This window comes from Metabacillus crassostreae (assembly GCF_016908395.1).
Classification (GTDB): domain Bacteria; phylum Bacillota; class Bacilli; order Bacillales; family Bacillaceae; genus Metabacillus; species Metabacillus crassostreae.
In genome coordinates, this window is the sequence record NZ_JAFBDU010000017.1 from 23,875 (window position 1) to 38,658 (window position 14,784).

Sequence of the window (14,784 nt, forward strand, 5' to 3'; positions counted from 1 at the left end):
CATTTTAACTTATCCACATGTTAATAACAATATTTTACCTTATCAGGTTTTCATCTTATCCCCAAATGAGAAAAGTGTAAGCTGCCTATCTAATGGTGAAAAGCATAAGGAGATTTATATGAGGTTAATAAATGTAGAATTTAGGGTATAAAAAAAGAGATGACCAGTAATAGTCATCCCTTTTTCTTCGGTGATATAACCAAATGTCGATTTGGTTCATCACCTACTGAATATGTTTTTAAATCTGGATATTTAGCTAAAGCAGCATGAATGATTTTTCGTTCATTTGAAGGCATTGGTTCAAGAGAAACCTTATTTGATGTACGTTTAACCTGCTGTGCTAATCTTCCTGCAAGTAAAGTGAGAGTTTCTTTTCTTCGTTCACGATAATTTTCTGCATCAATTATAATTTGCAAATAGTGATCAGAGTATCTGTTTGCAACTAATTGAGTTAAAAATTGTAGTGAATTTAAAGTTTGTCCTCTTTTACCGATTAAAATAGCCATATTATCGCCTTTGATTTGAAAAGTTGCCGTTTTACCACTTTTCTTCACATCAATTTTAGCTTCAATTCCCATTTTTTGAATAACTTCAGATAAGAAAGCATGGGATTCTTTAACTGGATCTTGTTTAAGAACTACCTTCACAATTGCAGGTTTTTTTCCAAAGATACCGAGAATACCTTTTTTACCTTCTTCTAAAATTGTTATCTCAATTTGATCTTTTGTTACTTGTAATGTTTTTAATGCTTCTTCTACTGCTTCTTCGACAGTATGTCCATTAGCAGTTACTTCTTTCACTTCTTCTTTCCTCCATCTTTTGGAGAAGATGCCGCTGCTTTTAATTCAGGACCTTTAACAAAATATGTTTGGACAATCATGAATAAGTTACCTACTACCCAATACAATGAAAGAGCTGCTGGGAAGCTGATCGCAAAAACTACGATCATAATTGGCATAATCCATAACATCATAGCCATTTGAGGATTTTGGTTAGCTGTTCCAGCCATCATCATCTTTTGTTGAACAAATGTTGTAACACCTGCAACAAGTGGAAGAATAAAGTATGGATCTCGTTCACCTAAATCAAACCATAAGAATGTGTGTTCAGCTATTTCTTCTGTTCTCATAATCGCATGATAAAAACCAATTAATATTGGCATCTGAACGATTAATGGGAAACATCCAGCAAGTGGATTTACACCATGCTTTTGAAAAAGTGCCATTGTTTCTTGTTGAAGCTTTTGTTGAGTTTGTTGATCTTTAGAACTATATTGTTCTTTAAGCTTTTGCATTTCTGGTTGAATTGCTTGCATTGCCTTAGAGCTTTTCGTTTGTTTAATCATTAACGGTAAAATCGCCAGACGAATAATAAGGGTTACTATAACAATAGCAATACCATAATTATCTCCTGTTATTTCTGCAAAGTATGTGATCAATTGGGATAAAGGATAAACAATATATTTATTCCAAAATCCTTCACTTTCAGATGTAATCGGTACATTTACCTCTGTACACCCAGTTAATAGGGTTAATACACTTATTAACCCTGCGATTAAAAGTATGCGCCTCTTCAAACCTTTTTGCCTCCTAACAAATTATTAATACCATTGAATGTGTATACGTACGTTAAAAGATAGAAAAAGTTCCACATAATTAATATCTTACCATTTTTATCTTTATAATTCTTTTATATGAACAAGTTTTCGCTAGAGTAATTTCAACAATTTTCAACATTTATGATGACTGAAAAATTTTCGCTTTTCGAAACAAATGGTTTAAACTGCTCTTCACTTCATGATAATTCATTTGGGCAGCAGGTTTTCTTGCTATTATAATAAACTCTTTACCATGTACAAGCTTATCTTTTTCTTCTAGAAATACTTGTCGAATTAACCGCTTAACTTTATTTCTTGTCACAGCATTTCCTATCTTTTTACTTACAGACAATCCCACTCGAAATTCTTTTTCTTCTCTTTCACTATAGATATAAAGAACAAATTGTCTATTCGCAATTGATTTACCCTTTTTAAAAACCTTTTGAAAATCTTTATTCTTCTTAATTCGATATTTCCTTCTCATTCGTTTCACTCCGGTATGTTCTGTTTATTATTTCTAACAGAATTCTCACCTTCATTATGTCTGAAATAATTCTGATTTAAACTAGTCAAGATCTCTCCGACATAAAACATTTATGTATTAAATAGATTTCAATGAAATTCTCTTCTTTTAATTTAGGCTCTGTTAAAATTTGTTGTTGATTTCCGTTCAGGCATTTGCTTTCCATGGGAAAAAATAAAGTTCGTTTTTTCCTAGGAAAGAGTCTCATGCCTTATACTCCAATCAACAAAGTGCTAAAATCATTAAGCTTTAACATAACAATGATTTTAAGAAGCAATTTAATGAAATCTACTTAGTTGAAAAAAAAGACCACTGATTTGTCAGTGGCCTATGCTGATAATACTTTTCTTCCTCGGCGACGACGGCGAGCAAGAACTTTACGTCCATTAGCTGTGCTCATGCGGCTACGAAAACCATGAACTTTACTACGTTTGCGTTTATTTGGTTGATAAGTACGTTTCATATATGACACCTCCCTGAGGAATAACAGTTAAAGACAGTCCTACTAATTATAGTTACCTAACATAGGAATTGTCAACCACTGAAACGTTTTTAATAATTAAGTCTATTTAAAATCGTCTTTTTATAAAGTCCCTTTTTTGGAAGATTGTTGTGATTAGTCATCATTATCTGTTGTAACAATTGTGATATCAACTCTTAAACACTTTCTTGTTAATTTCCGTTACTGGCGTTTGCTTTTCAGGGAGAAATAAAGCCTGTCTCTCTTTGACACTTTCCTACCGAAAATTTTTTTAGTACCTCAAATAATTGCTTTTAAAAAACATTAAGCACAAATATAGCCTAGTTTATAAATTTGATCTTCTTCCCTCTCGCAAAATTTCGTTATTCGCATCCCCTAAAATTATAGATAGCACTTCTTCACCCATATATCCTTGCAATTTTTTTCTCCCCACAAGAATCATTTTTTATTATCTAAATCCAGGATCTGTTTCTTTCATATCTCATAGCCTTAAAAAGTACTTTTATGTACAACTTCACCCCTGTGGATAAACTTTCGACACCATTCTGCAGTATCCACATATGTTATCGACAAGTTTTTCACAAGTTAGCTTGTTGTGGACAATTTTTTTCAACAAAACAATAGTTATGTGGATAAGTTTGTAAAAACCGTTGCATCTATTGATTTATTTTGATATTATATTTGTGTTTTCACTCTTAATATTCTACTCATAATTTTTCTTTATCCACAAGTTGTGGATAAGGTGTGGAAAGTTTATAAACAGCTTGTGTAAATTGTTGTCCACAACACGTGAGATTTGTCGAAAAGACGTTTTTCTACTATATTATATATTTATACACATTTCTTGGATTTTGTATGTTTATACAGGAGTATTCGCGTCTTGTACAAAGGTTATACATTTTATGAGACACTGTTGTAAAGGAGGGACAAAACACCTAATGGAGAACATATCCGAACTTTGGAATAAAGCTTTAGCAGAGATTGAAAAGAAAATTAGTAAACCAAGCTATGAAACTTGGCTTAAATCTACAAAAGCTCACACTATACAAGGTGATACACTAACAATTACAGCTCCTAATGAATTTGCAAGAGATTGGTTAGAATCTCGTTATTTACACTTAATTGCCGATACGATCTACCAATTAACTGGTGAAGAGTTCGCGATAAAATTTATTATTCCGCAAAATCAAACTGATGATGATTTTGTTCCAAATTCTCCAATTAAAAAAACGAATAAAAATGATGAGGAACAAACAGAATTACCTCAAAATATGCTAAACCCTAAGTATACATTTGATACATTTGTTATAGGTTCTGGTAATCGTTTCGCTCATGCTGCTTCTCTTGCTGTAGCCGAAGCACCTGCAAAAGCATACAATCCTCTATTTATTTATGGTGGAGTTGGATTAGGAAAAACACATTTAATGCACGCAATTGGGCATTATGTTATAGATCATAACCCTTCAGCTAAGGTCGTTTATTTATCATCAGAAAAGTTTACAAATGAGTTTATTAATTCAATACGAGATAACAAAGCTGTAGACTTTCGAAATAAATATAGAAGTGTTGATGTACTTTTAATAGATGATATTCAGTTCCTGGCCGGAAAAGAACAAACTCAGGAAGAATTCTTCCATACTTTCAATACTCTGCATGAAGAAAGTAAGCAAATCGTTATCTCCAGTGATCGACCACCTAAAGAAATCCCTACTTTAGAAGATAGACTTCGTTCCAGGTTCGAATGGGGGTTAATAACAGACATTACTCCACCTGACCTTGAGACGAGAATTGCTATTTTACGTAAAAAAGCAAAAGCTGAAGGTCTTGATATTCCTAATGAAGTCATGCTTTATATTGCAAATCAAATTGATTCTAATATACGTGAATTAGAGGGTGCGTTAATTCGTGTTGTTGCCTATTCTTCACTTATTAATAAAGATATAAATGCTGATTTAGCAGCAGAGGCATTAAAGGATATTATTCCAAATTCAAAACCAAAGGTTATTTTAATAAGTGATATTCAACGAATTGTTGGACAAGAGTTTCAGGTGAGATTAGAGGATTTTAAAGCTAAAAAACGAACTAAATCGGTTGCATTTCCGAGGCAGATTGCCATGTACTTATCGAGAGAATTAACTGATTCTTCTTTACCTAAAATAGGTGAAGAATTCGGAGGTCGTGATCATACGACAGTGATTCATGCTCATGAGAAAATTTCTAAAATGCTCCAAAATGATGAATTATTACAAAAACAGCTTAAAGATATTACCGGACTTTTAAGAGGATCATAGCATTTACTAAAACTGAATTATGTGAATAACTGGTGCAAACATATACACAGTCTGTCCACATGTGGATAGGCTGTGTTTCCTTTCGTTTAGGACGGTTATCCACATTTCCACAGGCCCTATTACTACTTCTATTATATTTTTATTAATAAATAATATAACTATAACCAGAAATTTTCGCGGAAAATCATTTGTTCATAAGAGTTAAAAATGTTGGTTAAGCATAAGGAGGAAAATCATTATGAAATTTGTTATTCAAAAAGATAAATTAGTCCAAAGTGTTCAAGATGTAATGAAGGCTGTTTCATCTAGAACAACTATTCCAATATTGACTGGTATAAAAATTGTTGCACATTCTGAAGGAGTAACCCTAACAGGCAGTGACTCTGATATTTCAATTGAATCCTTTATTCCTGCTGAAGAAGATGACAAAGAAAACGTAGAAGTGATTCAAGCTGGTAGTGTTGTGTTACAAGCAAAGTTTTTCAGTGAAATCGTTAAAAAGCTACCAAAAGATATTGTAGAAATTGAAGTAGGAAATCACCATTCAACTACAATTCGTTCAGGAAAAGCCGAATTTAGTTTAAACGGCTTGGATGCAGAAGAATATCCTCACCTCCCACAAATTGAGGAAGAAAATATATTTAAAATACCAACAGATCTATTAAAAGCTATGGTTCGTCAAACTGTTTTTGCTGTATCTACCTCAGAAACGCGACCAATATTAACAGGTGTAAATTGGAAATTAGAAAACGGTGAACTAATTTGTATCGCTACTGATAGCCATCGTTTAGCTTTAAGAAAAGCAATGATCGATTCAGAAAACCTTGAAACCTACAATGTTGTCATTCCTGGTAAAAGTTTAAGTGAATTAAGTAAAATCCTTGATGATACAAACGAGTTAATAGAGATTGTTATTACTGAGAATCAAGTATTATTTAAAGCAAAAAATCTATTATTTTTCTCGAGATTATTAGACGGGAATTATCCAGATACATCTAGACTTATTCCAGCTGATAGCAAAACAAACTTAACTTTAAATTCTAAAGACTTCTTACAAGCTATCGATCGTGCCTCATTATTAGCGAAAGAAGCAAGAAATAATGTTGTGAAACTTTCAACCTTTACAGATGGGTTAATTGAGATTTCGTCTAATTCTCCTGAAATTGGTAAAGTTAGTGAAGAGATTCAAGCTGAAGAAGTTCAAGGAGAAGAATTGAAAATTTCCTTTAGTGCAAAATATGTAATGGATGCATTAAAAGCACTCGAAGGAACAGAAATAAATGTTAACTTCACTGGCGCAATGAGACCATTTGTAATTAAAACAACAAATGATGATTCTATGCTACAGCTCATTCTTCCAGTGCGAACTTATTAAAAAAAAATTATAAAAGAGGTTGGCATACAGGTCAGCCTCTTTTATATTTCAAAAATTCTATTTTTAAAAATTCCGCCAAAATAGTACATCCTTTCTAGCATTGAAGTAAAAAATATACTAGATCTCCTCTCCCCTAACCCTTGAAAGTGATATAAAGACTTAAAATCTATTTTTCCTAAAAAAGGATGTATGGGTACAAAGGACTAATGAAGAATCAAATATTACTTTTGTGTATTTTTGGAGTGGACACTAATAAGAAACACTTGTGCTGTTGTACTTTATCGATGTTTTTTAGTAAAATATAAAGTTAGAGACTACTGAAGGAAGGTGGTTCGCTATGGCAAAGCCAGTAATGATTGATTCAGAGTACATAACACTTGGGCAATTTCTGAAATTAGCAGATGTTATCCAATCAGGTGGAATGGCAAAATGGTTTTTATCAGAGTATGAAATCTTTGTGAATAATGAACCTGAAAATCGTCGGGGTAAGAAGCTACGGAATGGCGATATGGTTTATATTCCTGATTTCGGCACTTATATAGTGAAAAATTAAAGTTGGTGTACAAAATTTGTTTATTAAAGAGCTGAAATTGAAAAATTACCGAAATTATGAAGATTTAACTATTCAGTTTGCAAATAAAGTGAATGTGATCCTTGGAGAAAATGCTCAAGGGAAAACGAACGTAATGGAATCAATCTATGTTCTAGCCATGGCGAAGTCACATCGAACGTCAAATGATAAAGAACTTATATACTGGGATAAAGAATATGCTAAAATAGAGGGTAGTGTAGAAAAACATAACCGATCTGCAGAAATGCAATTAGTTATCTCGAAAAAAGGTAAAAAAGCTAAGTTGAATCATATTGAACAAGAAAAGTTGAGCCAATATGTTGGAGCAATGAATGTGATTATGTTCGCACCTGAAGATTTAAGCCTAGTAAAAGGGAGTCCTCAGGTTAGAAGAAGATTTATTGACATGGAGATCGGGCAAGTGTCAGCTGTTTATCTTCACGATTTAAGTCGCTATCAAAAGATTATGCAGCAAAGAAATCACTATTTAAAACTTCTACAGCTACGAAAGCAAACAGATCGAACGATGCTTGATGTCTTAACTGCACAGTTAAGCGAAGCGGCTGCAAAGATTATTATAAAGAGATTACGTTTTATTTCAGAACTTGAGAAATGGGCACAACCAGTACACTCTGGGATAAGTAGAGGCTTAGAGGTTTTGACAATAAAATATAAACCATCCTTAGATGTATCAGAAGACTATGATTTGTCGAAAATGATAGAAGTATTTGAGGAGAAATTTTCTAGTGTAAAAGAAAAAGAAATTGAACGTGGTGCAACACTCGTTGGTCCTCATCGTGATGATTTACTGTTTTATGTTAATGATCATGATGTTCAAACATATGGATCACAAGGTCAACAAAGAACAACCGCCCTATCACTTAAATTAGCTGAAATTGATTTGATTTATAATGAGATTGGTGAATATCCTATTCTTTTACTAGATGATGTTTTATCAGAATTGGATGATTACAGACAATCACATTTGTTAAATACAATCCAAGGCAAGGTGCAAACATTTGTAACAACAACAAGTGTTGAAGGTATTGACCACCAAACCTTAAGAGAAGCAGCTACATTTCATGTACAGGCAGGAGAGCTTTCAGACGATAAATGAGGTGATTTTAATTGTATATTCATTTAGGTGACAATTTCGTTGTTCCTTCAAAAGAAGTTGTTATGATATTAGATCGGCAATCATCACTTGAATCACCGATTGTTGATGAATTCTTCACTAAGCAACAGGATAAAATTGTTGAACTCTCAAGTGGGGATGCAAAATCAATTATTGTAACGTTTGATAAAATTTATTTTTCACCATTATCGTCAGGTACTTTAAAAAAACGAGCAGAGATTGCACTTGATATAGATTTATAATATAAATTTTCAGGAATTGATTTCATTTAAGATTAGATGTTTTAAAAAAGAAAGCTTTAGGAAAAGTGTAGGTGAATCAGTGTGACGATGGAAGAGAACCAAGTCCAGCAACAATCATATGATGAAAACCAGATTCAAGTTCTTGAAGGTCTTGAAGCTGTACGTAAACGACCTGGAATGTATATAGGATCAACTAGTGCAAAAGGTCTTCATCACTTAGTTTGGGAAATTGTTGATAATAGTATTGATGAGGCTCTAGCAGGCCACTGTGATGAAATAAATGTGATTATTGAAGAAGATAATAGCATTACCGTTAAAGATAACGGTCGTGGAATACCAGTAGGGATTCATGAAAAAATGGGACGTCCTGCAGTTGAAGTAATTATGACAGTTCTTCATGCTGGAGGAAAATTTGGTGGCGGTGGATATAAAGTTTCAGGTGGTCTTCATGGTGTTGGAGCATCTGTTGTTAATGCACTTTCAACTGTATTGGATGTTACAGTTCATCGTGAAGGAAAAGTTCACTTCCAAAAGTTCCATAAAGGTGTACCTGCAGCTGATTTAGAGGTAATCGGTGAATCTGATGTGACTGGTACAATCACCCACTTTAAACCAGATGAAGAAATCTTTAAAGAAACAATCGAATATGATTTTGAAACACTTGCGAATCGTATTAGAGAATTAGCATTCCTTAATCGTGGGTTGAAAATAACAATCGAAGATAAACGAGAAGAAAACCGTCAAAAGGAATATTATTACGAAGGCGGTATTAAGTCATATGTAGAGCATTTAAATCGTACACGTGAGGTTATCCATGATGAGCCTGTTTATATCGAGGGTGAAAAAGATGGAATAACAACAGAAGTAGCGATTCAATACAATGATAGCTATACAAGTAATATTTATTCTTTTGCTAATAATATTCACACCTATGAAGGTGGAACACATGAAGCTGGTTTTAAATCTGCATTGACTCGAGTTATTAATGATTATGCTCGTAAAAATAAGATCTTTAAAGAAAACGATGATAATCTATCAGGTGAAGATGTGCGTGAAGGAATCACAGCCATCATCTCTATCAAACATCCGGATCCTCAATTCGAAGGTCAAACGAAAACAAAGCTAGGAAACTCAGAGGTGCGAACTGTTACTGACTCGGTCTTTTCTGAGGCTTTTGACAAATTCCTTTTAGAAAATCCATCAACAGCTAAAAAAATTGTTGAAAAAGGATTAATGGCAGCAAGAGCTAGACTTGCGGCTAAAAAGGCACGTGAGTTAACAAGAAGAAAAAGCGCATTAGAAATCTCTAATCTACCTGGTAAATTAGCAGACTGTTCATCTAAGGATCCTAAAATTAGTGAGATTTATGTCGTTGAGGGTGACTCTGCAGGTGGTTCTGCTAAACAAGGAAGAGATCGTCATTTCCAAGCAATTCTACCTTTGAGAGGTAAAATTATTAATGTTGAGAAGGCGAGACTTGATAAGATTTTATCTAATAACGAAATAAGAGCGATCATCACAGCATTAGGTACAGGTATAGGAGAAGATTTCGATCTTGGCAAGGCTCGTTATCATAAAGTTGTTATTATGACAGATGCTGATGTTGATGGTGCACATATAAGAACCTTACTTTTAACCTTCTTCTATCGTTATATGAGAGAAATTATTGAAAAAGGATATATCTATATTGCTCAACCACCACTTTACAAGATACAACAAGGAAAACGCATTGAATATGCGTACAATGATCGTCAGCTTGAAACATTCCTTGCAGAAATGCCTTCACAGCCAAAACCGGGAATACAACGTTATAAAGGTTTAGGAGAGATGAATCCTGGTCAACTTTGGGAAACAACAATGAATCCTGAAACAAGAACATTATTACAAGTAACATTAGAAGATGCAATTGATGCTGATGAAACTTTTGATACCTTAATGGGTGACAAAGTTGAGCCTAGACGTAACTTTATCGAAGCGAATGCGCAATATGTAAAGAATCTAGATATTTAATCATAGTTTTTGCGATAGCATCTGAAATGAACAAAATTTATCATAAGCAACACCTCATTACACGGTGAGGTGTTTTTTCTCATAAGATTAATAATCATTTAGCTGATTATCGTACTAAAAATAGTGTTTCTCGCGCTCTCTAGTAATATTCTAGGAAATAGATGTGTAATTCGTTGTAAATATTGCTATAATGAAGAGTAGACTATTAGAATTTATAATACTCAATTGGGCAGGAATTAATTACTTTTATATAGGCTCTTTTCTGAAGGTTTGTTATTAGATAAAGTTATAAGAGGAAAAAATTGTATTTATCTTATGATATTTACTATTCTTGAAGAAAAGATGCCACCAGGCTATATATTGTGCTGTTTTCTTAGAGTTGTTAAAAGTAACAAAACTCGTGAAATCAGACTTTATATAAAATCATTTACCTCTTCCAATTTAAAATACATAAAGGAATAAGGGAGGTTGTTATAGTATGGCAGAAAATCAAAACTCACATGTTATAGGCAGAAATATTAGTAATGAAATGCGTGAATCTTTTCTAGGTTATGCTATGAGTGTTATTGTTTCACGTGCTTTACCAGATGTTCGCGATGGTTTAAAACCAGTACATCGAAGAATTCTTTATGCAATGAATGATTTAGGAATGACTTCGGATAAACCTTTTAAAAAATCAGCACGTATCGTTGGAGAAGTAATCGGTAAGTATCATCCACATGGTGATTCAGCTGTATACGAAACAATGGTTCGTATGGCTCAAGACTTTAACTTCCGTTACATGCTAGTTGATGGACATGGAAACTTCGGTTCTGTTGATGGTGACTCTGCTGCTGCAATGCGTTATACAGAAGCTAGAATGTCAAAGATCTCAATGGAGTTAATCCGTGATATCAATAAAGACACAATTGCTTACCAAGATAACTATGATGGATCAGAAAGAGAACCTGTTGTTTTACCTGCTAGATTTCCTAATTTATTAGTAAACGGGGCGACAGGAATCGCAGTTGGTATGGCGACAAATATTCCTCCTCATCAACTTGGAGAAGTTATTGATGGTGTACTAGCCATTAGTAAGGATCCAGAAATAACAATTCCTGAATTAATGGAAATCATTCCAGGACCAGATTTCCCAACAGCAGGTCAAATCATTGGTAGAAGTGGAATTAGAAAAGCCTATGAAACAGGTCGTGGATCAATCACGATTCGTGCGAAGGTAGAAATCGAGGAAAAGCCTTCAGGTAAGCAGGTTATTATCGTTAAAGAGTTACCATATCAAGTTAATAAAGCAAAGCTTGTTGAAAAAATCGCTGAGCTTGTTCGAGATAAAAAAATCGAAGGTATTACAGACCTGCGAGATGAGTCAGATCGTAATGGGATGCGTGTAGTCATTGAAGTTCGTAAAGATGCGAATGCTAATGTGCTTTTAAATAATCTTTATAAGCAAACAGCTCTGCAAACAAGCTTTGGTATTAATATGCTTTCTTTAGTTGATGGACATCCGAAGGTTCTTAATTTAAAGCAAATGCTTTATTATTATTTAGAGCATCAGAAGGTTGTTATTAAACGAAGAACTGCATTTGAATTACGAAAAGCTGAGGCAAGAGCTCACATTTTAGAGGGGTTAAGAATTGCTCTTGATCATCTAGATGCAGTTATTGCTCTTATTCGTAGCTCACAAACTACTGAAATAGCTCGTAACGGTTTAATCGAGCAATTCTCATTAAGTGAAAAGCAGGCACAAGCTATTTTAGATATGAGATTACAAAGATTAACTGGTTTAGAAAGAGAAAAGATTGAAGAAGAATATCAATCTTTAGTTAAGTTAATTGCTGAATTAAAGGCTATTCTAGCGGATGAAGAGAAAGTATTAGAAATTATCCGTGAAGAACTTCTAGAAATTAGAGAACGTTTCAATGATGAGCGTCGTACTGAAATAGTTGCGGGCGGTCTTGAGAATATTGAAGACGAAGATTTGATTCCTGTCGAAAATATCGTTATTACATTAACTCATAACGGATATATTAAACGCCTGCCAGTTTCAACTTACCGCAGCCAAAAGCGTGGTGGTAGAGGAATTCAAGGTATGGGTACAAATGACGATGATTTCGTGGAACAACTTTTAACAACATCAACTCATGATACGATTCTTTTCTTTACTAACAAAGGTAAAGTATATCGTGCTAAAGGTTATGAAATCCCTGAATATAGTAGAACTGCTAAGGGACTTCCAATTATTAACTTATTAAGTGTTGAAAAAGGCGAATGGGTAAATGCAATTATTCCAGTTTCTGAATTTGTTGATGATTGGTATTTATTCTTTACAACAAAAGAAGGTATATCTAAACGTTCACCTTTATCACAATTTGCTAATATAAGAAATAATGGTTTAATTGCAGTAAACCTGCGCGAAGAAGATGAATTGATTTCAGTTAAATTAACTGATGGATCTAAAGATATGGTCATCGGAACGAAAAAAGGAATGTTGATCAGATTCCCTGAAACGGATGTTCGTTCAATGGGACGTACAGCTACAGGTGTTAAAGGGATTTCCTTAGATGCAGATGATGAAGTTGTAGGTATGGAAATTTTAGAAGAAGGTGTAGATGTTTTAATCGTAACAAGTAAAGGTTATGGAAAACGTACCCCTTCTGGAGAATACCGCGTACAAAGCCGAGGTGGAAAAGGCTTAAAAACATGTAATATTACTGATAAAAATGGTCCAGTCGTTTCTGTTAAAGCAGCAACAGGTGAAGAAGACTTGATGCTTATTACAGCAAGTGGTGTTCTGATCCGTATGGATGTTGATACAATTTCAACAATGGGACGTAACACTCAAGGTGTAAAACTAATTAGACTTGATGAAAATGTTGTTGTCTCAACAGTCGCATTAGTAGAAAAAGAAGAGATAGAAAAAACAGATGAAACTGAAGATTTAGATCAAGAGTTCTTAGAACAAACTGAAAATAGTAGTGAAGCTCCAGCCGAGGAAACAAAAGAAGTTAATGATGACTCACAAGGAGACGAATAACATAGAAGGGCTGATACAATTATGTATCGGCTCTTTTTTTCTCTATATAACTGTAATCTACCCTAGCTTTATACAAGAGAATGAAGGATGAAACTTATAAAATAGGAAATAGTTCAAAAAATAAATAAACAACATGAAATGAATTAGCTATAATGAGATTAGGAGGGGTTCCTTTGAAGATCCATATTAATCAATTGCAAGAAGGTCATATTTTATCTAAAGATCTCATTTCTGCTACTAAGAAACCACTTGCATATAAAAAAACAGTAGTTACACCTAGTATTAAAGAAGCATTACAAGCCTTTTTAATAAAAGAAGTTGAAGTAGAGGAATATCCAGATCAAGATAGTAGGATTGTAAAATCGGATGCTAATGATGAGGTAGAAGCTCTAGGGCAAGGAGATTTATCACTAGACTTTTATCAAGTATATATAGATGCCGTTCAATCTTATAAATATATTTTTAACAGTTGGCAATCAGGAGTTTTAATAGATATAGGGAAAGTAAGGCAAATCATCATCCCTTTAGTTGAAAAATCTCAAGATCATGAGGATGAGATATTAAAGCTCTATCACTATTGTAAACAAGAAGAATATATTTACCATCACTCAATATCGGTAGCTCTACTTAGTGCCTTTCTTGCAAAAAGATTAGGATATATGCAAGGAGACATTAATCAAATTGCTTTAACTGGCCTTTTATGTGATTGTGGTATGGCTAAAGTTTCACCTACAATTATCCAGAAAAGCGTAACATTAACTGAGACTGAGTATCATGATATTAAACAACATCCTGTGCATAGTTATAATTTATTGAAAAATGTTATGTCTATTAAAGAGGGAGTAAAGCTAGGGGTTCTTCAGCATCATGAAAGAATTGATGGTAGTGGATATCCTCTTGGAGTAAAAGGTGAACAATTAAATCCATATAGTAAGATTGTTGCTTTAGCAGACACATATCAAGCAATGGTAGCTGTGAGACCTTATAGAAGCAAACAATCCCCATTTAAGGTATTCGAACAGATGATGCAGGATGAATTCGGGAAATTTGATATCAAAGTTTTGAATGCTTTAAAACAAGCACTAATCAAATTCTCTGCAGGGACAAAGGTAAGACTGTCTGATGGTTTTGAAGCTGAAATTGTCTTTGTTGATGAGAAATATCCAACAAGACCATTGGTTAAATATGATCACTCTGAAGAGATTATTATTCTTAAGGATAGAAATGATCTTTTTATCGAAGAGCTTTTATAAAAAAATACTCTGATTGTGTTGACTCCCTATAGTTAAGTTGATATACTCTTAAAAGTCAGCCAATCAGAGATTGAGTTTTTCATATTTATTATCTTTAATGAAAAGATTATCTGAAAAAACCCTTGACCTGTTAAAATGGTTTATGATATATTAATTGAGTCGCCTTTGGGTGATGAAAGTTCTTTGAAAACTAAACAAAACCAAGCGTGCCAACGTTAATTTCGATTAACAAAACGTACTATATAGTACAAAACGAATTATATGAGCAAGTCAAA

The 14,784-nt window shown here is 33.6% G+C and carries 12 protein-coding genes; 8 read left to right on the forward strand and 4 right to left on the reverse strand.

Annotated elements, in window-relative coordinates; all coding sequences use genetic code 11:
• Nucleotides 1-173 precede the first annotated feature (173 nt).
• The 4 genes from jag to rpmH form a co-directional block, all read right to left on the reverse strand.
• The gene (gene jag, locus JOC75_RS23515; RefSeq protein WP_204956327.1) at nt 174-800 is read right to left on the reverse strand and encodes an RNA-binding cell elongation regulator Jag/EloR; all 627 of its coding nucleotides are present in this window, start codon (nt 798-800) and stop codon (nt 174-176) included.
• Nucleotides 797-1,576: a YidC family membrane integrase SpoIIIJ gene (gene spoIIIJ, locus JOC75_RS23520; RefSeq protein ID WP_146949892.1), complete on the reverse strand. Its 780-nt coding sequence runs from the start codon at nt 1,574-1,576 to the stop codon at nt 797-799. Before spoIIIJ ends, jag begins: the two co-directional genes overlap by 4 nt.
• A gap of 160 nt (nt 1,577-1,736) precedes the next feature.
• A complete protein-coding gene (gene rnpA, locus JOC75_RS23525) occupies nt 1,737-2,081 on the reverse strand; it encodes a ribonuclease P protein component (RefSeq protein WP_146949893.1) in 345 nt (114 codons plus the stop codon).
• 367 nt (nt 2,082-2,448) lie between these two features.
• Nucleotides 2,449-2,583 carry a 50S ribosomal protein L34 gene (rpmH, locus tag JOC75_RS23530; RefSeq protein ID WP_026561635.1) on the reverse strand — a complete coding sequence of 45 codons (135 nt, stop codon included), beginning with the start codon at nt 2,581-2,583 and terminating at the stop codon, nt 2,449-2,451.
• A gap of 956 nt (nt 2,584-3,539) precedes the next feature.
• On the opposite strand from rpmH, the gene dnaA reads away from it, so the two are divergent.
• The 8 genes from dnaA (at nt 3,540) to JOC75_RS23570 (ending at nt 14,509) form a co-directional block, all read left to right on the forward strand.
• Entirely contained in the window at nt 3,540-4,892 is a 1,353-nt protein-coding gene (dnaA, locus tag JOC75_RS23535; RefSeq protein WP_204956328.1) for a chromosomal replication initiator protein DnaA, read from the forward strand.
• A 238-nt stretch (nt 4,893-5,130) separates the two neighbouring features.
• Nucleotides 5,131-6,267, forward strand: coding sequence for a DNA polymerase III subunit beta (gene dnaN / locus JOC75_RS23540; protein ID WP_204956329.1), 1,137 nt, complete (start codon nt 5,131-5,133; stop codon nt 6,265-6,267).
• Nucleotides 6,268-6,604: 337 nt separating this feature from the next.
• Entirely contained in the window at nt 6,605-6,820 is a 216-nt protein-coding gene (gene yaaA, locus JOC75_RS23545; RefSeq protein ID WP_146949896.1) for a S4 domain-containing protein YaaA, read from the forward strand.
• A 16-nt stretch (nt 6,821-6,836) separates the two neighbouring features.
• Nucleotides 6,837-7,955 (forward strand): DNA replication/repair protein RecF, encoded by a 1,119-nt coding sequence (gene recF / locus JOC75_RS23550; protein ID WP_204956330.1) that lies wholly within the window; start codon nt 6,837-6,839, stop codon nt 7,953-7,955.
• 11 nt (nt 7,956-7,966) lie between these two features.
• Entirely contained in the window at nt 7,967-8,215 is a 249-nt protein-coding gene (gene remB / locus JOC75_RS23555; RefSeq protein WP_146949898.1) for an extracellular matrix regulator RemB, read from the forward strand.
• Between the two features lie 87 nt (nt 8,216-8,302).
• On the forward strand, nt 8,303-10,225 hold the full coding sequence (gene gyrB, locus JOC75_RS23560) for a DNA topoisomerase (ATP-hydrolyzing) subunit B (protein ID WP_204956336.1): 1,923 nt from the start codon (nt 8,303-8,305) through the stop codon (nt 10,223-10,225).
• Between the two features lie 478 nt (nt 10,226-10,703).
• Nucleotides 10,704-13,256, forward strand: coding sequence for a DNA gyrase subunit A (gene gyrA / locus JOC75_RS23565; RefSeq protein WP_204956331.1), 2,553 nt, complete (start codon nt 10,704-10,706; stop codon nt 13,254-13,256).
• A gap of 173 nt (nt 13,257-13,429) precedes the next feature.
• Nucleotides 13,430-14,509 (forward strand): HD-GYP domain-containing protein, encoded by a 1,080-nt coding sequence (locus tag JOC75_RS23570; RefSeq protein WP_204956332.1) that lies wholly within the window; start codon nt 13,430-13,432, stop codon nt 14,507-14,509.
• Nucleotides 14,510-14,784 lie beyond the last annotated feature (275 nt).